21 protein-coding genes and 1 riboswitch are annotated in these 20,155 nt (G+C 55.9%); of the genes, 12 read left to right on the plus strand and 9 right to left on the minus strand.

Going from position 1 to position 20,155, the window contains the following annotated elements:
- Positions 1 to 11: 11 nt before the first annotated feature.
- Both HMPREF3178_RS15340 and HMPREF3178_RS15345 read right to left on the minus strand, forming a co-directional pair.
- A complete protein-coding gene (locus HMPREF3178_RS15340) occupies positions 12 to 761 on the minus strand; it encodes an SDR family NAD(P)-dependent oxidoreductase (RefSeq protein ID WP_004100470.1) in 750 nt (249 codons plus the stop codon).
- A gap of 50 nt (positions 762 to 811) precedes the next feature.
- Positions 812 to 2,143, minus strand: a complete 1,332-nt coding sequence (locus HMPREF3178_RS15345) for an MFS transporter (protein WP_017146300.1) — start codon at positions 2,141 to 2,143, stop codon at positions 812 to 814.
- A 341-nt stretch (positions 2,144 to 2,484) separates the two neighbouring features.
- Here HMPREF3178_RS15345 and HMPREF3178_RS15350 point away from each other — a divergent pair, with 341 nt between their 5' ends.
- From HMPREF3178_RS15350 to HMPREF3178_RS15375, 6 genes are all read left to right on the plus strand, one after another.
- The gene (locus HMPREF3178_RS15350) at positions 2,485 to 3,408 is read left to right on the plus strand and encodes a LysR substrate-binding domain-containing protein (RefSeq protein WP_023329459.1); all 924 of its coding nucleotides are present in this window, start codon (positions 2,485 to 2,487) and stop codon (positions 3,406 to 3,408) included.
- A 71-nt stretch (positions 3,409 to 3,479) separates the two neighbouring features.
- The gene (gene cecR, locus HMPREF3178_RS15355) at positions 3,480 to 4,157 is read left to right on the plus strand and encodes a transcriptional regulator CecR (RefSeq protein ID WP_004100467.1); all 678 of its coding nucleotides are present in this window, start codon (positions 3,480 to 3,482) and stop codon (positions 4,155 to 4,157) included.
- Positions 4,154 to 5,146, plus strand: a complete 993-nt coding sequence (gene hlyD / locus HMPREF3178_RS15360) for a secretion protein HlyD (protein ID WP_004100466.1) — start codon at positions 4,154 to 4,156, stop codon at positions 5,144 to 5,146. Before cecR ends, hlyD begins: the two co-directional genes overlap by 4 nt.
- Positions 5,143 to 6,882, plus strand: coding sequence for an ATP-binding cassette domain-containing protein (locus tag HMPREF3178_RS15365; protein ID WP_016808150.1), 1,740 nt, complete (start codon positions 5,143 to 5,145; stop codon positions 6,880 to 6,882). The genes hlyD and HMPREF3178_RS15365 overlap by 4 nt, the downstream gene beginning before the upstream one ends.
- Positions 6,848 to 8,005, plus strand: coding sequence for an ABC transporter permease (locus tag HMPREF3178_RS15370; protein ID WP_029779306.1), 1,158 nt, complete (start codon positions 6,848 to 6,850; stop codon positions 8,003 to 8,005). Before HMPREF3178_RS15365 ends, HMPREF3178_RS15370 begins: the two co-directional genes overlap by 35 nt.
- A 91-nt stretch (positions 8,006 to 8,096) precedes the next feature.
- Positions 8,097 to 9,203, plus strand: coding sequence for an ABC transporter permease (locus tag HMPREF3178_RS15375; protein ID WP_017146304.1), 1,107 nt, complete (start codon positions 8,097 to 8,099; stop codon positions 9,201 to 9,203).
- Here the strand turns inward: HMPREF3178_RS15375 and HMPREF3178_RS15380 are convergent.
- Positions 9,165 to 9,575 (minus strand): YbhQ family protein, encoded by a 411-nt coding sequence (locus tag HMPREF3178_RS15380; RefSeq protein ID WP_004100459.1) that lies wholly within the window; start codon positions 9,573 to 9,575, stop codon positions 9,165 to 9,167. The genes HMPREF3178_RS15375 and HMPREF3178_RS15380 overlap by 39 nt on opposite strands.
- 143 nt (positions 9,576 to 9,718) lie before the next feature.
- Here HMPREF3178_RS15380 and HMPREF3178_RS15385 point away from each other — a divergent pair, with 143 nt between their 5' ends.
- Genes HMPREF3178_RS15385 through HMPREF3178_RS15395 form a run of 3 tightly spaced genes read left to right on the plus strand, consistent with a single transcriptional unit; the run spans position 9,719 to position 12,677 of the window.
- Entirely contained in the window at positions 9,719 to 10,468 is a 750-nt protein-coding gene (locus HMPREF3178_RS15385; RefSeq protein WP_004100457.1) for an endonuclease/exonuclease/phosphatase family protein, read from the plus strand.
- Complete coding sequence (clsB, locus tag HMPREF3178_RS15390) at positions 10,465 to 11,709, plus strand: cardiolipin synthase ClsB (RefSeq protein ID WP_004100455.1); 1,245 nt, start codon at positions 10,465 to 10,467, stop codon at positions 11,707 to 11,709. The genes HMPREF3178_RS15385 and clsB overlap by 4 nt, the downstream gene beginning before the upstream one ends.
- Positions 11,709 to 12,677 (plus strand): lysylphosphatidylglycerol synthase transmembrane domain-containing protein, encoded by a 969-nt coding sequence (locus tag HMPREF3178_RS15395; protein WP_004111555.1) that lies wholly within the window; start codon positions 11,709 to 11,711, stop codon positions 12,675 to 12,677. The genes clsB and HMPREF3178_RS15395 overlap by 1 nt, the downstream gene beginning before the upstream one ends.
- A gap of 197 nt (positions 12,678 to 12,874) precedes the next feature.
- Here HMPREF3178_RS15395 and HMPREF3178_RS15400 read toward each other — a convergent pair whose 3' ends face one another.
- From HMPREF3178_RS15400 to moaA, 6 genes are all read right to left on the minus strand, one after another.
- Positions 12,875 to 13,579: a Bax inhibitor-1/YccA family protein gene (locus HMPREF3178_RS15400; protein ID WP_004100449.1), complete on the minus strand. Its 705-nt coding sequence runs from the start codon at positions 13,577 to 13,579 to the stop codon at positions 12,875 to 12,877.
- A gap of 44 nt (positions 13,580 to 13,623) precedes the next feature.
- Positions 13,624 to 14,076 (minus strand): molybdopterin synthase catalytic subunit MoaE, encoded by a 453-nt coding sequence (moaE, locus tag HMPREF3178_RS15405; protein WP_004100447.1) that lies wholly within the window; start codon positions 14,074 to 14,076, stop codon positions 13,624 to 13,626.
- Position 14,077: 1 nt separating this feature from the next.
- Positions 14,078 to 14,326 carry a molybdopterin synthase sulfur carrier subunit gene (gene moaD / locus HMPREF3178_RS15410; RefSeq protein WP_004100442.1) on the minus strand — a complete coding sequence of 83 codons (249 nt, stop codon included), beginning with the start codon at positions 14,324 to 14,326 and terminating at the stop codon, positions 14,078 to 14,080.
- Positions 14,319 to 14,807: a cyclic pyranopterin monophosphate synthase MoaC gene (moaC, locus tag HMPREF3178_RS15415; RefSeq protein WP_004100440.1), complete on the minus strand. Its 489-nt coding sequence runs from the start codon at positions 14,805 to 14,807 to the stop codon at positions 14,319 to 14,321. Before moaC ends, moaD begins: the two co-directional genes overlap by 8 nt.
- A gap of 3 nt (positions 14,808 to 14,810) precedes the next feature.
- Entirely contained in the window at positions 14,811 to 15,323 is a 513-nt protein-coding gene (gene moaB / locus HMPREF3178_RS15420; protein WP_004100439.1) for a molybdenum cofactor biosynthesis protein B, read from the minus strand.
- A gap of 21 nt (positions 15,324 to 15,344) precedes the next feature.
- The gene (moaA, locus tag HMPREF3178_RS15425; protein WP_004111553.1) at positions 15,345 to 16,334 is read right to left on the minus strand and encodes a GTP 3',8-cyclase MoaA; all 990 of its coding nucleotides are present in this window, start codon (positions 16,332 to 16,334) and stop codon (positions 15,345 to 15,347) included.
- Positions 16,322 to 16,460, minus strand: a riboswitch (molybdenum cofactor riboswitch). It overlaps the preceding gene by 13 nt.
- 365 nt (positions 16,461 to 16,825) lie before the next feature.
- Between moaA and yvcK the strand changes: the two genes are divergently transcribed.
- From yvcK to pmrA, 3 genes are all read left to right on the plus strand, one after another.
- Positions 16,826 to 17,731, plus strand: a complete 906-nt coding sequence (yvcK, locus tag HMPREF3178_RS15430; RefSeq protein ID WP_004100435.1) for a uridine diphosphate-N-acetylglucosamine-binding protein YvcK — start codon at positions 16,826 to 16,828, stop codon at positions 17,729 to 17,731.
- Positions 17,732 to 17,841: 110 nt separating this feature from the next.
- Entirely contained in the window at positions 17,842 to 19,485 is a 1,644-nt protein-coding gene (eptA, locus tag HMPREF3178_RS15435) for a phosphoethanolamine transferase EptA (RefSeq protein WP_017146305.1), read from the plus strand.
- Positions 19,482 to 20,153 (plus strand): two-component system response regulator PmrA, encoded by a 672-nt coding sequence (gene pmrA, locus HMPREF3178_RS15440; protein ID WP_017146306.1) that lies wholly within the window; start codon positions 19,482 to 19,484, stop codon positions 20,151 to 20,153. Before eptA ends, pmrA begins: the two co-directional genes overlap by 4 nt.
- Positions 20,154 to 20,155 lie beyond the last annotated feature (2 nt).

Consider the following 20,155-nt stretch of genomic DNA (forward strand, 5'->3'; position numbering starts at 1 on the left):
GCTTGCCTCGCTTAGTGGATTAACATGCCGCCGTTTACGTCAAGAGTGATACCGGTAGAGTAGGAAGAGAGATCGCTGCCGAGGAATAGCGCGGCGCGCGCGATGTCAACCGCATCGCCGAGGCGGTTCATCGGGATTCCGGCGAGGATGTTGGCCGTCATTTCGTCGGTCAGCTTACCGGCGGTGATATCGGTCTGGATCAGCCCCGGGGTAATGCAGTTGACGCGGACGTTGTCCGGACCCAGCTCGCGGGCCATCGCTCGCGCCAGACCAAGCACTCCGGCCTTTGCCGCACTGTAGTGCGGGCCGCCGAAGATACCGCCGCCGCGCTGGGCGGAAACCGACGAGATACAGACAATGCTGCCCGATTTTTGCGCCCGCATCGCCGGGATAACCGCCTGCGACATCAGCAGCGTACCGCGCAAGCTGACATCCAATACCGCGTCATAGTTGGCACGTTTAATGTCCATCAGCTTCAGCGGCTGGGTGATACCGGCGTTATTCACCAGCACGTCTACCCGACCATATTTCGCCAGAATCTGTTCCATTGCCGCCTGAACCTGAACTTCATCGGCGACGTTTGCCGCCAGCCCGAGATGGCCTTCGCCTAATGCCGTCGCCGCGGCTTTGCTGGCTTCGCCATTGAGGTCGATAATGACCACTTTAGCGCCGTTTTCGGCAAATAACTTCGCGGTAGCAAAACCCAAACCGCGTGCGGAGGCCGCGCCAGTAATAATGGCGACTTTATCTTTTAATAACATATTTTTACTCCATGACATTACGTCATATTAATTAACAGGATATATTTCCGTTATTGTGGCTCATCGAGAAAGAGAATAACCAGCAAACCAATTGCTGCGCAGATACCAAAATAAGTAAATACAGAATTAAAGCTGCCGGTCTGGTCCAGTAAAAATCCCGCAGCCATCGGGGCAACAAATCCGCCAAGGTTGCCACCGCTATTAATAATAGAAGAGGCGATCGGATAGGTTTTACTGTCCGAAACGGCCATACCGTAAGCGGTAAAAGCCGGCCAGCCGATATTTAAACAAAAGCCGACGAAGAACAAACCAATACAGACCGCCAGGGTACTCGCTGGAATATTCAGCATGATTAACATCATGACCACCGTTGAAATAGCGGTAAACATCATGGTGGGTTTACGCCGACGGCCTAATACTTTATCTGAAATCCACCCTCCGGCGATCGCGCCAATAAAACCGCCGATGCACGGCATACTTGCCACAAAGCCCATGCTCATCACATCAAAACCGCGCTCTTTGACTAAATACAGCGGGATCCAGGTTAATAATCCGTACAGTACGCTAACCATCATAAAATAGGCCAGACAGTCACCGAGAATATTTTTTGAGGTAAATAATCCTTTCGCCGTATCGATAGGCGCCATTTTCTTCACTCGAATAATTTTATCCAGCCAGGTAAAACGATTGGCAATTAAGATATTTTCGCGCACAAGGTTATCATCGGTTTCACGCCCGGCATTGATCTCTTCCAGTTCGGCTGGTGAAACAAATCCGCTCTCCGAGGGTTTTGACTTAACCAACAGGTACCACGCTATCGCCGCCACAATCCCCGGTATCGCAAAGGAGAAAAAGACCCACCGCCACCCCCAGGTTACCGCAATCCACACCGCCAGCGGCGGAACGATGATCGGCGCAAACATGGTAGCTGCAATGTAAACGCCCGTCGCCGTGGCTTTCTCTTTCGGCGGGAACCAATTGTTAATGGTTGAAGCCAGTCCTACCGGGCACGGCCCTTCGCTAAGACCCAGTCCCAGACGCACCATTTTCAGACCAAAAACGGAGCTCACGGTGCCCATCAGCCAGGTAAAAGCGGAAAAGCCGAAAATGGATAGCGAAACCAACCCCCGGGTACCGCGTTTGGCAATAAAGAATCCTGCCGGGATCTGACTTACCGCATAGCCCAAAAAAAACATGCTGGCGATGGCCCCGGCTTCAAAGTTATTGATATGAAACTCATCAATGATAAACGGCAGCACCGCGCCGATATTCGTTCTGTCAGCGTAATTTATGGCATACACCAGAAAAATCATCGTCAAAACCACGGAACGATATTTTGTTTTCCTGGCGTCAGTACAGACAACAGTATCTATACGTGACATAGGGTATCCTCATTATTGTTTTATGTTTTTGTCGCGAACCTTACCGCATCGCGCCTTGGTATCAGGCCTGTGGTTGCAATATAACAACCCAAAAAAGAAAGGGTATTCAAAAAACCTCAATTATGAGTGAGAAAAATTTGCTTCGTGACTGCACGCAAATTCCTGCGAATTATGTTGCCTGGCATCCCTCGCCCTAAAACTGTTAACTTCATCACGAATTACGCCATTACTTATTTTGTCTCTATGTTATGCTGATGTGCCATTGTGGAGATAAGGGCGAGCGTAGCTTCTTGCGAAGTAAAAATAATACCACCAGACATTTTCTATTTGCTGGAGAAATGATGAATCAGCCGCTGCAAAATAAAAGTTTACCGATGCCCTCCTTACGCAATATTCAGGCATTTATTGAAGTGGCGGATACCGGCAGTCTCAATCTGGCCGCAGAGCATCTCAATATTACGGCCTCAGCGGTCAGCCATCAGATAGCCAGCCTGGAACAGTATCTCGGAAAGAAAATATTTTCCCGCAGCAGTAAAGGCATGGTGTTAACCGCAATTGGTGAAAAATATCTTAAAGAGGTTTCCGGAGCGTTAAATATTATTGGCCAGGCCACCAATCAGGTGATTAACGATATCCATCAGGATTATTTACGCATTCACTCCGCGCCCAGCTTTGGGCTCCTGTGGCTGATGCCCCGCCTGAACAAATTTCGCCAGGCCTGGCCCGAGCTTAAAATTAGCCTGACCTGCTCTTATGAAAGTATCCAGTTCTCCCGCGATAATATTGATATCGATATTCGCCATGGGCTCTCACAATGGCCGACTCTGGTGGTCAAAACCATAAAAAATGAACGCATGCTCCCCTATAGCTCATCAACTTATTTAGCCAGCCGCGAAGTTCAGACTATTGAAGACTTACTGGCCTGCGATCTTATCCACTCCGACAGCACGCTGATCGGCTGGAGCAACTGGTTATCCTGGCACAAGGTTCGCGGCTGGAATAAGAGCTTTATTTTTAATTTTGACCGTTCCTATATGAGCATTGAGGCCGCACGCATGGGTATGGGCATTGTTCTTGAAAGTAATTTGCTGGCCGGTCAGAGCGTTCGGCAACGGCACCTCGAGCCGGTTTTTTCCAGCGACGCGAGTATGCCGGTTAACGCCCATCACTTCGTTTTGCCGCACCCTAACGAGCAAAAAGAGAAAGTGAAGATCTTTTTTAACTGGGTTGCCGAAGAGCTCAGTCATGAGGGATTTCATATCTAACCGTCGACGCTGGACAAAGCGGCAACCTGCGCCTAGAGTTAATCAATCGATTGATTAACTCTTTCCGCGTGATGACCACCACACCGACTACCAGCAAGGGAGAGCAGGCGAAAAGCCAGCTCATCGCCGCCGCTATCGCCCAGTTCGGCGAATACGGCCTGCACGCCACGACCCGCGATATTGCCGCCCAGGCCGGGCAGAATATCGCTGCGATCGCCTACTATTTTGGTTCTAAGGACGATCTCTATCTCGCCTGCGCCCAGTGGATCGCCGATTTTATCGAGCACAATTTCCGTCCCCACGCGCAGGCGGCGGAAGCGCTATTCGCTCAGCCTGTTCCGGACAAAGCCGCCATGCGCACTCTGATTCTGCGCGCCTGTCAGAATATGATTTTGCTACTGACCCAGGATGATACGGTTAACTTGAGCAAATTTATCTCCCGCGAACAGCTATCGCCGACTGCGGCCTACCGGCTTATCCACGATCAGGTCATTGCTCCGCTACACTGCTACCTGACCCGTTTAATCGCCGCTTATACCGGCCTTAACGCTGACAGCACGCAGATGGTGCTGCACACGCACGCGCTACTTGGCGAAGTGCTCGCCTTTCGTCTTGGTCGGGAAACGGTGCTGCGCCGCGCGGGCTGGGCTGAATTCGATCGGCAAAAAACCGAGCAAATTTTTGAAGTTATTACCTGCCATATAGATTTCGTTCTGGAAGGATTATCGCAAAGGGGTCTGGAGTCATGAAAAAACCGCTCATCGTCGTTGTGCTGCTTCTCCTGCTGGCCGCTGTCATTGGCGGAGGCTGGTGGTGGTACCAGAGCAGCCAGCAAAAAGAGCTCACGCTTTATGGCAACGTGGATATTCGCACCGTTAACCTGAGCTTTCGCGTGGGCGGACGGCTGGCGTCGCTCAGCGTCGACGAGGGCGATGCGATAAAAGCCGGGCAGACGCTGGGCGAGCTTGATCGCGCGCCCTACGAAAACGCCCTGCAGCAGGCGCAAGCCAACGTTTCCACCGCCCAGGCGCAGTACGACCTGATGATGGCGGGATATCGCTCGGAGGAGATTGCCCAGGCCGCCGCCGCGGTCAACCAGGCGCAGGCGGCTTACGACTATGCGCAGAACTTCTATCAGCGCCAGCTGGGGCTACGCAAAAGCAGCGCCATCTCCGCGAACGATCTGGAAAACGCCCGCTCCTCGCGCGATCAGGCCCAGGCGACGCTGAAATCCGCGCAGGATAAGCTGCGCCAGTATCGCGCGGGGAACCGTCCGCAGGAAATCGCCCAGGCCAGAGCCAGCCTCGAACAGGCGCAGGCCGCGCTGGCGCAGGCGAAGCTGGACCTGCACGATACCACGTTGACCTCGCCGTCCGACGGAACGCTGATGACCCGCGCCGTCGAGCCGGGCAGCATGCTTAGCGCGGGCGGTACCGTAATGACGCTGTCGTTAACCCATCCGGTATGGGTACGCGCCTACATCGATGAAACCAACCTGGGCCAGGCCCAGCCGGGGCGCGAAGTGCTGCTTTACACCGATAGTCGCCCGGATAAACCCTATCGCGGCAAAATCGGCTTCGTCTCCCCTACCGCTGAATTCACGCCGAAAACCGTGGAAACCCCGGACCTGCGCACCGATCTGGTTTATCGCCTGCGAATTGTGGTCACCGATGCCGACGACGCGCTGCGTCAGGGGATGCCGGTCACCGTCGCCTTCAGTCATGGAAACGGCCAATGAGCGAAGACGTGATTACGCTGAGCGGCCTGACCCGGAGCTTTGCCGGGATGGACCGCCCGGCCGTCGCGCCGCTGGACTGCACCATTCACTCCGGCTATGTGACCGGTCTGGTGGGCCCGGATGGCGCCGGAAAAACCACCCTGATGCGCATGCTCGCCGGGCTGCTGAAGCCCGACGCAGGCAGCGCAAAGGTGATCGGCTTCGACCCGATTGCTGACGATAGCGCCCTGCACGCTGTGCTCGGCTATATGCCGCAAAAATTCGGTCTGTATGAAGATCTGACGGTGATGGAAAATCTCACGCTCTACGCCGACCTGCGCAGCGTGACCGGCGAGGCGCGGGAGAAAACCTTCGCCCGGCTGCTGGAGTTTACCTCTCTCGGCCCCTTTACCGGCCGGCTGGCGGGTAAGCTTTCCGGCGGCATGAAGCAGAAACTCGGCCTGGCCTGTACCCTCGTCGGCGAGCCGAAGGTGCTGCTGCTGGATGAGCCCGGCGTCGGCGTCGACCCCATCTCACGCCGCGAGCTGTGGCAGATGGTACACGAGCTGGCGGGCGACGGGATGCTGATCCTCTGGAGCACCTCCTACCTCGACGAGGCCGAGCAGTGCCGGGACGTTCTGTTGATGAACGAGGGCCAGCTGCTTTACCAGGGAGCGCCAAAAGAGCTGACGCAGACCATGGCGGGACGCAGTTTTTTGATTTCCAGTACCCGGGAGAATAACCGCCGCCTGCTCCAGCGCACCCTGAAGCTGCCGCAGGTCAGCGATGGCGTCATTCAGGGTAAATCGGTACGCCTGATCATTAAAAAAGAGGCCAGCATCAGCGAAGTACAGAACGCTGCCGATATGCCGCCGCTGGAGGTCGCTGAAACCGCGCCGCGTTTTGAAGACGCCTTTATCGACCTGCTCGGCGGTGCCGGTACCGCCGAATCGCCGCTGGGCAAAATTATCCATACCGTGGAAGGCTCCCATGAGGACACGGTGATTGAAGCGCAGACCCTGACCAAGAAATTCGGCGATTTCGCCGCTACCGATCACGTCGATTTTCAGGTTAAACGTGGGGAGATTTTCGGTCTTCTCGGGCCTAACGGCGCGGGTAAGTCTACCACTTTTAAGATGATGTGCGGCCTGCTGGTCCCCACCTCCGGTAAAGCGCTGGTTCTGGGGATGGACCTGAAGGTCAGCTCCGGCAAAGCGCGTCAGCATCTGGGCTATATGGCGCAGAAGTTCTCGCTGTACGGTAACCTTTCCGTTGAGCAGAACCTGCGCTTCTTCTCCGGCGTATACGGCCTGCGCGGACGGGCGCAGAACGACAAAATCGCCAGCATGAGCGAGGCGTTCGGCCTGAAAAGCATCGCCAGGCAGGCCGCCGACGATCTGCCGCTTGGCTATAAACAACGCCTGGCGCTGGCCTGCTCGCTGATGCATGAGCCGGATATCCTGTTTCTTGACGAACCCACTTCCGGCGTCGATCCCCTCACCCGCCGCGAGTTCTGGCTGCATATCAACAGCATGGTCGATAAAGGCGTCACGGTGATGGTGACCACCCACTTTATGGATGAGGCGGAGTATTGCGATCGTATCGGTCTGGTCTATCACGGCAAATTGATCGCCAGCGGCACGCCGGACGATCTGAAGGCGCTGGCGGCGGATGAAAAACAGCCAGACCCGACGATGGAGCAGGCATTTATCACCCTCATCCATGACTGGGATAAGGAGAACGCCGGTGAGCGCTAAACTGCTATCGTGGCGGCGCGTACGCGCCCTGTGCGTGAAAGAGACGCGGCAGATCGTCCGCGACCCCAGCAGCTGGCTGATTGCGGTGGTGATCCCCCTGCTGCTGCTGTTCATTTTTGGCTACGGGATTAACCTCGACTCCAGCAAGCTGAGGGTGGGCGTGCTGCTGGAGCAGCAGAGCGAAGAGGCGCTGGATTTTGTCCATACCATGACCGGCTCTCCCTATATTGACGCCACCATCAGCGATAACCGCCAGGAACTGGTGCAGATGATGCAGGCGGGACGCATTCGCGCCCTGGTCACCCTACCGGTGGACTTCGACCAGAAGATGGCCCGTCCCGGCGACGACGCGCCGATCCAGCTCATCACCGACGGCAGCGAACCCAATACCGCTAACTTCGCCCAGGGCTACGTCGAAGGCATCTGGCAAATCTGGCAGCAGCAGCGGGCGGAAGATCGCGGTGAAACCTTCGAGCCGCTGATCGACGTGCAGATGCGCTACTGGTTTAACCCGGCCGCCATCAGCCAGCATTTTATTATCCCCGGCGCGATTACCATCATTATGACGGTGGTCGGCGCGATCCTGACGTCGCTGGTGGTGGCCCGCGAGTGGGAACGCGGCACGATGGAAGCGCTGCTGTCGACCGAAATTACCCGCGCCGAGCTGCTGCTGTGCAAGCTGATCCCCTACTATTTCCTCGGCATGCTGGCGATGCTGCTGTGTATGCTGGTGGCGGTGTTTATTCTCGGCGTGCCGTTCCGCGGTTCGCTGGTGATTCTGTTTTTTATTACCAGCCTGTTTTTGCTGAGTACCCTGGGCATGGGGCTGCTGATTTCCACCATCACCCGTAACCAGTTTAACGCCGCGCAGGTCGCGCTGAATGCCGCGTTCCTGCCGTCAATCATGCTCTCCGGATTTATTTTTCAGATAGACAGCATGCCGGCGATAATTCGCGCCGTGACCTACGTGATCCCGGCGCGCTATTTTGTCAGCACTCTGCAAAGCCTGTTTCTGGCGGGCAATATCCCGGTGGTGCTGTTGGTGAACGTGCTGTTCCTGATCGCCTCGGCGGTGATGTTTATCGGCCTGACGTGGCTGAAAACCAAACGACGTCTGGATTAATTTGCCTGCGCGCCCCCCGGTACAAGGGCTGGCAAACGGGTAGCCCGGATAAGCGCAGCGCAATCCGGGGATCACAAAGAGAGAATATGAGATGTTTCATCGCTTATGGACGTTAATCCGCAAAGAGCTACAGTCGCTGCTGCGTGAACCGCAGACGCGGGCGATTTTAATCATGCCGGTACTCATTCAGGTGCTGCTGTTCCCCTTTGCCGCCACGCTGGAGGTGACTAACGCCACCATCGCCATCTATAACGAAGACAACGGCAAGCACGCCGTGGAGCTGACCCAGCGCTTTGCCCGCGCTAAAGCCTTCACCCACGTCCTGCTGCTGAAAAGCCCTCAGGAGATAAGACCGACCATTGACGAACAAAAGGCGCTGCTGGTCGTGCGATTCCCGGCAGATTTTTCGCGCAACCTCGATACCTGGCAGACCTCCCCTCTCCAGCTGTTGCTTGATGGGCGCAACTCCAACAGCGCGCAGATCGCCGCGAACTATCTCCAGCAGATCGTCAAAAACTATCAGCAGGCGTTAATGGAAGGCAAAGCCAAACCAAACAACAGCGAGCTGGTGGTACGCAACTGGTATAACCCGAATCTCGATTACAAATGGTTCGTCGTGCCGTCGCTAATCGCCATGATCACCACCATCGGCGTGATGATCGTCACCTCGCTCTCCGTTGCCCGCGAGCGCGAACAGGGTACGCTCGATCAGCTGCTGGTCTCGCCGCTGGCAACCTGGCAGATCTTTATCGGTAAAGCGGTGCCGGCGCTAATCGTCGCGACCCTGCAGGCCACCATCGTGCTGGGAATTGGTATCTGGGCCTATCAAATCCCCTTTGCCGGCTCGCTGCTGCTGTTTTACTTTACGATAATTGTCTACGGCCTGTCGCTGGTAGGATTCGGCCTGCTGATTTCGTCACTGTGCTCCACGCAGCAGCAGGCGTTTATCGGCGTGTTCGTCTTTATGATGCCGGCAATTCTGCTCTCGGGCTACGTTTCCCCGGTGGAGAATATGCCGCAATGGCTGCAGGATTTGACGTGGATAAACCCGATACGTCACTTTACCGATATCACCAAGCAGATCTATCTGAAGGATGCGAGTCTGGAAATTGTGTGGGGAAGTTTGTGGCCGCTACTGGTCATAGCGGCCACCACCGGCTCAGCGGCGTATGCGATGTTCCGAAGAAAGATCGCGTAGTTTTTTATCTTTCGCCAGCAGTGAAACCACCGCCGGACCTGCCAGTATGGCCAGCCCGGCGAGGGCTAACAGCAGGTTGTTGTGCAGCACGCGCGACAGCAGCCACAGCACGATTACCGCCGCGCCGAAGTACCAGGTGGTGGTGAGCTCCTCAAGGAAATCACCGACGTCGCGCCAGCGCTCATCGTGGTGACGCTGCAAGAACAGCATCGACAGTAACGTGACGCCGTACAGCACGCACAAACCTAATCCGACGCGCACCAGCGCGCCGCTCATCCAACCCATCACCAGTACTGCCACGACCAGTAGATGCAACATAATCTGCCAGCAACTAAGACCCGTTGCGACGCGTACACGTTGTTGCCACTTCATGGCTTCTCTCCTGAAGGATTTTTCTCTGCTACTCAGAGTACCGCACTTTACGGAAAATTCCGTATCACCGCATCTTTTTGTGACCTCTACTACACTATTTCCTACAGGAAAGTGACATTGCCCAGAGAAATAAGGACAACCAAATGCCGCGATTTTCGCTAAACGTGCTGACAATTAACACTCATAAAGGGTTCACTGCCTTCAATCGCCGCTTTATTTTACCCGAGCTGCGCGAAGCGGTGCGTAGCGTCAGCGCCGACATTGTTTGCCTGCAGGAGGTGATGGGTGCGCACGAAATTCATCCGCTGCATATCGAAAACTGGCCGGATACGACCCACTATGAATTTCTTGCCGATACCATGTGGAGCGATTACGCCTACGGTCGCAATGCGGTTTATCCGGAAGGGCATCACGGCAACGCGGTACTTTCTCGCTTTCCTATAGAACATTATCAAAATCTGGATGTTTCGGTCGGCAACAGCGAAAAGCGCGGCCTGCTCTATTGCCGCATCGTCCCGCCCGAAAGCGGGATCGCTATCCATGTGATCTGCGCGCATCTGGGTCTGCGTTCTCATCAGCGCCAGGCCCAGCTGACGATGCTGGCGGACTGGGTAAACGGTTTGCCCGCGGGCGAGCCGGTGGTAGTGGCCGGTGATTTTAACGACTGGCAGCAGCAGGCTAACCGCCAGCTTAAAGCCCAGGCCGGGCTGGAGGAGATTTTTACCCGCGCCAGAGGGCGCCCGGCGCGAACTTTCCCGGTCAGCTTCCCTCTGCTGCGCCTCGACCGCATATACGTAAAAAACGCCCATGCCAGCCAGCCCAAAGCGCTGGCGTTAAAACAGTGGCGTCATTTGTCCGATCATGCACCGCTTAGCGTGGAGATACATCTGTGAAATGCAGCTGGCAGGAAGGAAACCGCATTCGGCTATTAGAAAATGGCGATAACTATTATCCGGCATTATTTGCCGCTATTGATCGCGCGCAGCAGCGGGTGATTCTGGAATCCTTTATCTGGTTCGAGGATGACGTCGGCAAGCAGCTGCATGCCGTGTTGCTCAAAGCGGCCCAGCGCGGCGTGCGCGTAGAAGTCCTACTGGACGGTTACGGCTCTCCGGATTTGAGCGAAAGCTTTGTGGGCGAACTGACGTCGGCCGGGGTGATTTTTCGCTACTACGATCCGCGCCCGCGGCTGCTCGGCATGCGCACCAATTTATTCCGCCGCATGCATCGTAAAATCGTGGTGATCGACGACGTTACCGCCTTTGTCGGCGGAATTAACTACTCCGCCGAGCATATGACCGATTACGGTCCCGAGGCCAAACAGGACTACGCCGTGCAGGTTGAAGGGCCGGTGGTGCTCGACATTCTGCAGTTTGAACTGGAAAACCTGCCCACCAGCGAAGCCACCCGCCGCTGGTGGCGCCGCCGTCGGCATAAGCCCGAAGTCAACCGCAATCCCGGCGAGGCTCAAGCGCTGTTTATCTGGCGGGATAATCAGGATCATCGCGATGATATCGAACGCCACTATCTGAAAATGCTGACCACCGCCCGCCGGGAAGTGATTATCGCCAACGCCTACTTTTTCCCCGGCTATCGGCTGCTGCATGCGATGCGCAACGCTGCCCGCCGCGGCGTACGCGTCAAGCTTATTGTCCAGGGCGAACCGGATATCCCGATTGTTAAATTCGGCGCACGTCTGCTGTACCACTACCTGGTCAAAGGCGGCGTGCAGATTTTTGAATATCGCCGCCGTCCGCTGCACGGCAAAGTGGCGCTGGCGGACGACCACTGGGCCACCGTCGGCTCCAGCAACCTCGACCCGCTCAGCCTGTCACTCAATCTGGAAGCCAACCTGGTGATACACGACCGCGAATTCAACCAGACGTTGCGCGATAATCTCAATGGCTTAATCGCCAACGACTGCCGCGAAGTGGATAAGCGCATTTTGTCGAAACGAACCTGGTGGCGGCTCGGGATTAGCGTGCTGGCGTTCCACTTCCTGCGCCACTTCCCCGCGTGGGTCGGATGGCTTCCGGCCCATACGCCCCTGCTGTCGCGCGTTCAGCCTCCGGTTCAGCCAGAAATTGAAACCCAAGATCGCGTGGACCCGGAAAACCAGGAGGTCAAATCCTGATGGCGAAATCTCACCCTCGCTGGCGGATGGCGAAAAAAATCCTGACGGTGCTCTTTTTTATCGCCGTCGTTGTGCTGCTGGTCGTTTACGCACAGAAAATCGACTGGCAGGAAGTGTGGAAAGTGATTCGTGATTACAACCGTACGGCGCTGCTCAGCGCCATAGGCCTGGTTATCGCCAGCTACCTGATCTATGGCTGCTACGACCTGCTGGGACGCGCCTACTGTGGCCACAAGCTGGCTAAACGCCAGGTGATGCTGGTGTCGTTTATTTGCTATGCCTTTAACCTGACGCTCAGCACCTGGGTGGGTGGGATTGGTATGCGCTATCGGCTCTACTCGCGCCTCGGCCTGAGCGGCGCAACCATTACCCGAATTTTTTCGCTGAGCATTACCACCAACTGGCTGGGCTATATTCTGCTCGGCGGCATCATTTTTAGCTCCGGCATGGTGAAGGTGCCCGAGCGCTGGTATATCAGTCAGTCGTCGCTGCAAATTCTCGGCGTCATTTTGCTGCTGATTTCCGCGTTCTATTTATGGGCCTGCGCCTTTGCTAAAAAGCGCCATCTGACGATAAAAGGCCAGCGGCTGGTTCTGCCCTCCTGGCGCTTCGCGATATTGCAGATGGCGGTTTCCAGCCTGAACTGGATGGCGATGGGGGCGATTATCTGGCTACTGCTGGGGCCGCAGGTGGACTATTTCCTCGTGCTCGGCGTGCTGCTGGTCAGCAGCATTGCGGGAGTTATCGTGCATATTCCGGCAGGGATTGGCGTGCTTGAGGCGGTGTTTATCGCCATGCTTTCCGGCGAAGAGATTTCGCGCGGCGCGATCATCGCCGCCCTGCTCGCCTATCGCGCGCTGTACTACTTCCTGCCGCTGCTGCTGGCGACCATCGGCTACCTGATTCTGGAGAGCCGGGCAAAGCATCTGCGGGCGAAAAACCAGCGCAAGCTGGCGGGTGAGAAGTAAAAAAGCCCCGGTCGCGGATGCTGACCGGGGCTGCAGTTTCATGCGGTTTGGTAGATATCGTGGATATCTGCCGCTATTTTATCCACTCCTCCGTTGATGAACTTGCCCGGAGGCGCTTCGCTGACCGGGCTACAAGTTCACCACCGTCTGAAATCCGGTAGCCCGGACAGATGCGCAGCATCGCCTCCGGGAACGAATTAACGACGGTTGCCGAAAATGCGCAGCAGCATCAGGAATAGGTTGATAAAGTCCAGATACAGCGTCAGAGCCCCGAGAATCGAGTATTTGCGCAGCGTCGACGTATCGCGAACGTCAATCTGCTCGCCGATATTTTTCAGCTTCTGGGTGTCATAGGCGGTCAGGCCGACGAATACGATCACCCCGATGTAGGTCACCGCCCACATCAGCGCTTCACTCTTGAGCCAGAAGTTAACCAGCGACGCCAGCACGATACCGATGAGCGCCATAAACAGCATATTGCCGAAGCCGCTCAGATCGCGTTTAGTGGTATAGCCGTAAAGGCTCATCACGCCAAACATCCCGCCGGCAACCACGAAGGTACTGGCGATCGATGAGTAGGTATAGACGAGGAATATACTGGATAAGGTGAGTCCGGTTAGCGCCGAATAGAGCATAAACAGGGTCGTCGCCATACCGGCGCTGAGGCGCTGCACCATGCCCGAGAGCACGAACACCAACCCCAACTGGGCGATAATTAGCCCAAAAAAGGTAATTTTGCTGGAAAAAACAAACATCATCACCGCCGGGGTGTTAGCGGCAAACCACGCGATAAACGCCGTGAGCAGCAGCCCGACCGTCATCCAGCCGTATACCTGCGCCATATAAGTTTGTAGCCCGCTGCGCCCCTGGACGATGGTACCGGAACGAGGATATCTGTCCATGACTGTCTCCTGATTAACGAAATTTATCTTCTAAGCGTACCACACTACCAGCGTTCTGCCGCCTTGCGGTCGCTATCTCGCGCATCCACCCAGCGCTCGCCTTCCGGCGTCGCCTCGCGCTTCCAGAACGGCGCGCGGGTCTTCAGGTAATCCATAATAAACTCTCCCGCCGCAAACGCGCTGCCGCGATGGGCGCTGGTGACGCCGACAAAGACAATCTCTTCCCCGGGCCACATTTCGCCGATACGATGAATCACCGTCACCCGGCCCAGCGGCCAGCGCTCGCGCGCCTGTTCCACGATCTCCGCCAGCGATTTTTCCGTCATTCCCGGATAGTGCTCAAGGGTCAGCGCTTTGACGCTGTCGCCAAGGTTGTGGTTGCGGACTTTACCGGTGAACGTCACCACCGCGCCGTCTTCATCGCGCTCGGCCAGCCAGGGATATTCCTCGCCGACTTTAAAGCGGTCATGGCTGACAATAATACGCGTCTGCGTCATATTAGCCCCCGGTAACCGGCGGGAAAAATGCCACTTCATCCCCGGGCGCCAGCGGATGATCAAAGGTCGTCAGCGTCTGATTTACCGCCGCCAGCAGTTTGCCCTCTTCCAGCGCCAGCGCCCAGCGGTCGCCGCGGGCGATGAGCTGCTGGCGAACGGCTTCAACCGTGGTCAGCCCGTTCGGTTCGAGAGTCAGGGAGTCGGTGCCGAGCAGTTCGCGCACCTGGGCAAAAAAAAGAACTTTAATCATGGCTAGCTTCCACTCTGAAATCGCCGGACTTACCGCCGCTTTTCGCCAGCAGGCGCACCGGGCCAATCACCATATCTTTCTGCACCGCCTTGCACATATCGTAAATGGTCAGCGCGGCAACGGAAGCGGCGGTCAGAGCTTCCATCTCGACGCCGGTTTTACCGGTCAAACGGCACAGGGATTCGATACGCACCCGGTTGTGCTCGGGCTGCGCCTGCAGATTCACTTCGACTTTGCTCAGCATCAGCGGATGACAAAGCGGGATCAGCTCCCAGGTGCGTTTGGCCGCCTGAATCCCGGCGATACGCGCGGTGGCGAAGACGTCGCCTTTGTGATGACTGCCGTCGATAATCATCGCCAGCGTCGTCGCCTGCATTTCAACATAGGCCTCGGCGCGCGCCTCGCGAACCGTCTCCGCTTTCCCTGAGACATCGACCATGTGCGCTTCGCCGGCGGCGTTAATATGGGTCAGCTGTGACATAAACTACTTCTTAAGATGAGAGATAAAGTTGCAAGGGCGCGTGCGCGCATCGAGCTGCGGCGCAATGATATTGTCCCATGCGGTACGACAGGCCTTGGTTGAACCAGGCATGGCAAAAATCAGCGTGCGGTTGGCTACCCCGGCAACGGCGCGGGATTGCAGGGTCGAGGTGCCAATCTCCTCAAAGGAGAGCATGCGGAATACCTCACCGAAGCCTTCCACCTCGCGGTCAAACAGCGGCAGCAGCGCTTCCGGCGCCTGGTCGCCGTCGGTAAAGCCGGTACCGCCGGTAATCAGCACCACCTGCACCTCATCGCCGGCAATCCACGCCGATACCTGGGCGCGAATGGCGTAGCGGTTCTCTTTAACAATCGCCTTATCGACGATGACGTGCCCCGCCTCCTGGGCGGCATCGCGCAGCCAGTGGCCGGAGGTGTCGTCCTCTTCGCCGCGTCGGCTGGAAACGGTGAGAATAGCAATACGGGTCGGGATAAACTCAGCGCTGGCCTGACTCATTAGATCGCTCCTTAAAATGCATTATCCGCCAATATACGACAGGTTCTGGGTAATACCGGTGTTGCCCTGATGCAGGAAATGGGTCTGTTTTTTATGGGTTAACGCTTCGGAAATCCGCGCTTCGAGCGCCGGCTGCTGCTGCTCATCGGCAAGCAGATCGCGCAGATCGACGCCGCCTTCGCCAAACAGGCACAGGTGCAGTTTTCCTACGGAAGAGACGCGCAGACGGTTGCAGGTGGCGCAGAAGTCTTTTTCATAAGGCATGATCAGGCCGATTTCCCCGGCATAGTCGGGGTGGCAAAACACCTGCGCCGGACCATCGCTACGCTGGCGGATCTGATGGATCCAGCCGCGGCGCAGCAATTCATCACGCAGCACCATGCCGGATATATGATGGCGGCGGAACAGTTCACTGCCTTCGCCGGTTTCCATCAATTCGATAAAACGTAGCTGAATGCGGCGCGGCTGGATCCACGCGAGAAAGGTATCAAGCTGATGATGGTTAACATCGCGCATCAGCACGGTATTGACCTTCACTTTTTCGAAGCCAGCGGCAAATGCGGCATCGATGCCGTCCATCACCTGACGAAATTTGTCCTGGCCGGTTATAGCATGAAACTGACGGGCGTCGAGGCTATCCACGCTGACGTTAATCGCCGTCAGTCCGGCATCGCGCCAGCTTTCAACATCCCGCGCCAGCCGGTAGCCGTTAGTGGTGACCGCAATCTGGCGAATAGAGGGGTTTTCCCGCACGGCGGCGATGATGTCGGTAAAATCGCGTCGCAGAGAGGGTTCACCGCCGGTCAGGCGCACCTTTTCGGTTCCCAGAGCGGAGAAAGCCCGCGTGACGCGACGCACTTCATCGACGCTGAGAAAGCCTTTATTGGTGACGGCGCCGGGCTTATAGCCATCGGGGAGACAGTAGGTGCAACGAAAGTTGCATACGTCGGTAATCGACAAACGCAGATAGTAAAACTTCCGCGCAAATGCATCGGTAAGCTGTGAAGCCATAGACACCTTTCCAAATACGGGAGACGCGGTCATTTCTTTTCGCGCCCTGGTGGCAACCGAAGTTGTCACGGCCAAAGCACCATATCTTTCGACACAGGCACAGAGGCTAGAGTGTTAGTGGGTTACGCCGAATAGTAGCGCGGAAACCAGGGTTATGCCATACCCACATTTCGTTATGTAACGATGTATATAACGGATTTATCTCGCTTTTTTACGACTAAGCGTGTGAGAAAGCAGCGTAATTTATCCCTCCCTTCTTTGCCTTCGGGCGGTAACAGACCCGTTGAGTATTTTATTTTTCCCGCGTAGTAGGTTATCTGGAGCGCAAAAGCTCTAAAAATATCACCCTGGCAATCGGCGGGAATTCACCAGTACGCTGATATTCTCGCCATTGCCACGCTAAAATATCCTTCATACCTGGAGAGAACGGACATCGTTTTTTAAGGTGAAATCAGTTACTGTGAGCCCGATTAATTGAGATAAGGATTTTTATGCGCAATCGTACTTTCGCCGATCTTGATCGCGTTGTGGCTCTCGGCGGCGGACACGGGCTGGGACGGGTAATGTCATCACTTTCTTCGCTGGGTTCGCGCCTGACGGGCATTGTGACTACAACCGATAACGGCGGATCAACAGGACGTATTCGCCGCGCGGAAGGCGGCATCGCCTGGGGCGATATGCGCAACTGTATTAATCAGTTAATTGCTGAACCCAGCGTGGCCTCGGCGATGTTTGAATACCGTTTTAGCGGTAACGGCGAACTTTCCGGGCATAACCTCGGAAACCTGATGCTTAAGGCCCTCGATCATCTGAGCGTTCGGCCGCTTGAAGCGATCAATTTGATCCGCAATTTACTGAAGGTCGATGCGTTTCTGATCCCGATGTCGGAACAGCCGGTCGATCTGATGGCTATCGATCAGGACGGGCACGAAATTTACGGCGAAGTCAATATCGATCAGTTGGCCTGCGTACCGCGCGAGCTTATGCTCTCCCCGCCGGTGCCCACAACCCGGGAGGCGCTAGAAGCTATCGCCGAAGCCGATTTAATCCTCATTGGCCCCGGCAGTTTCTATACCAGCCTGATGCCGATTCTGCTGCTTGATGAACTGGCGCAAGCGCTGCGCCGCACGCCCGCGCCAATGGTATTTATCGATAACCTCGGCAAAGAGCATAGCCCGGCGGCCAGCCTGACGCTGGCCGACAGGGTCGCCATTATGGAGCAACAAATCGGCAAACGAGTAATTGACGCGCTGGTTGTCGGCCCGAAAGCCGATACCGCAGGGGTTGAACAGCGGGTCATCATTCAGACGCCGCTGGACGCCAGCGATGTGCCCTATCGCCACGATCGGCAGCTATTACGCAACGCGCTGGAACAGGCCATTCAGGCGTTAGGTTAATCCTCAAGCGGCTTAATTGTGGCGGCAAAAGCTGGCTGGCTTAAAATCTTAAGGTTGTCTTAAAAAAGAATCGGCAGGATAGCGAACATCTCTTCATGTGGACGTTCGCTATGTCGTTATTTTCTTTACGTCGGCCGGTACTCAGCCGTACGGCCTATTTGCTTCTGTTCGCCTGCTATATCGGCCTCGCGCTGAATCTTGCTTTCTATCGCCAGGCATTTACCCTGCTGCCGGTTAACGGTCTGCATAACTGGCTGGTATTCCTCAGTATGCCGATAGTGGCCATCAGCGTGATGAATATCATCACCACTCTCGCCTCGTTCCTGAAGCTCGACCGCCTCGTGGTTAGCCTGTTTATTTTGCTCAGCGCCTCGGCCCAGTATTTTATCTGGACCTTCGGGGTGGTTATCGATCGGGCGATGATTACCAATATTTTCGATACCACGCCCGCGGAGAGCTTTGCGCTGCTCTCCGGGAAAATGGTGCTGATACTGGGGCTTTCCGGCATTCTGGCCGTCGTCGCGGCATGGTGGATCAAAATTCGCAAACCGCAGACGCTTTGGCGCAGTCTTGCCGTACGGCTGGTGAGCATCGCGGTTTCAGCGCTGCTGATTATTCTGGTCGCCGCCCTCTTCTATAAAGATTACGCTTCGCTGTTTCGCAACAACAAAGAGCTGGTAAAGTCCCTGAGCCCGTCAAACAGCATTGTGGCGGTGAATTCATGGTATGCGCATAACAGAATGGACAATCTTCCGCTGGTCAAAATTGGCGAAGACGCCGTTCAGAAGCCGCAGATGCGCAGCGGACCGCGGAAAAATCTGACCATTGTAGTGTTAGGTGAAACTTCGCGGGCGGCCAACTTCTCCCTGAACGGCTACTCTCGCGAGACCAACCCGCGTCTGAAGCAGGATAACGTGATCTATTTCGCTAATACGACTTCCTGCGGCACCGCTACCGCGGTTTCCGTCCCCTGCATGTTCTCTAATATGCCGCGCGCCCACTATGATGAAGAGCTGGCGCATCATCAGGAAGGCGTGCTGGATATCCTGCAACGGGCGGGAATTAAAGTGCAGTGGAATGACAACGACGGCGGCTGTAAAGGGGCCTGCGACCGGGTGCCGCACGAAAACGTCACCGATCTTAAGCTGAGCGGCCAGTGCATCGACGGCGAGTGCTACGACGAAGTGCTGTTCCATAATCTGGATAGCTATATCGATAATCTACAGCAGGACGGGATTATCGTTCTGCATACCATCGGCAGCCACGGGCCGACCTACTACAATCGCTATCCGGCGCAGTTTAAACAGTTTACGCCGACCTGCGATACCAATGAGATCCAGAGCTGCACCCAGCAACAGCTCACTAATACCTACGACAACACGATTTTGTATGTCGATTATGTGGTCGACAAAGCGATAAAATTACTGCAGTCGAAGCAGGATAAATTTACCACCAGCCTGGTATATCTCTCGGATCACGGAGAGTCGCTTGGCGAGGATGGGGTGTATTTGCACGGGCTGCCGTGGTCCATTGCGCCGGATACGCAAAAACATGTGCCCATGCTGCTGTGGTTGTCAGCGGATTATCAACAGCGCTATGGGGTCTCCAGCCAGTGTTTGCAGCAAAAAGCGAAAACCCAAACGTATTCGCAGGATAACCTTTTCTCCACCCTGCTCGGTCTGCTCGGGGTCAGCACTCACGAGTACCAGGCAACAGACGATATTTTAACGCCATGTAGAGAGGCAGGCCGATGAAAATTTTAGTCATTGAAGACGATGCGCTCCTGTTACAAGGATTAATTCTGGCGATGCAAAGCGAGGGCTACGTGTGCGACGGCGTCTCTACCGCCCACGAAGCCGCGCTCTCGCTGGCCAGCAACCACTACAGTCTGATGGTGCTTGACCTCGGGCTGCCCGATGAGGACGGCCTGCACTTTCTGGCACGCATGCGGCGAGAGAAGTTTAGCCAGCCGGTGCTGATCCTCACCGCCCGCGATACCGTCGATGAACGTATTAGCGGCCTGGATACCGGCGCGGATGACTATCTGGTTAAACCCTTCGCTCTTGAAGAGCTTAACGCGCGCATCCGCGCCCTGCTGCGTCGCCACAACAATCAGGGCGATAACGAGCTGACTATCGGTAACCTGCGCCTGAACGTCACCCGGCGGCTGGTCTGGCTCGGCGAACAGTCCCTGGATCTAACCCCGAAAGAGTACGCGCTGCTCTCCCGCCTGATGATGAAGGCGGGCAGTCCGGTACACCGCGAAATTCTTTATAACGATATCTACAGCTGGGACAACGAACCGGCCACTAATACGCTGGAAGTGCATATCCATAATTTACGCGATAAGGTGGGTAAATCGCGGATCCGCACCGTCCGCGGCTTCGGCTATATGCTGGTCGATAATACAGGAGCCGAATAACG

Origin of the sequence: Klebsiella sp. HMSC09D12 (genome assembly GCF_001808475.1) — a bacterium.
Lineage (GTDB): Bacteria > Pseudomonadota > Gammaproteobacteria > Enterobacterales > Enterobacteriaceae > Klebsiella > Klebsiella oxytoca.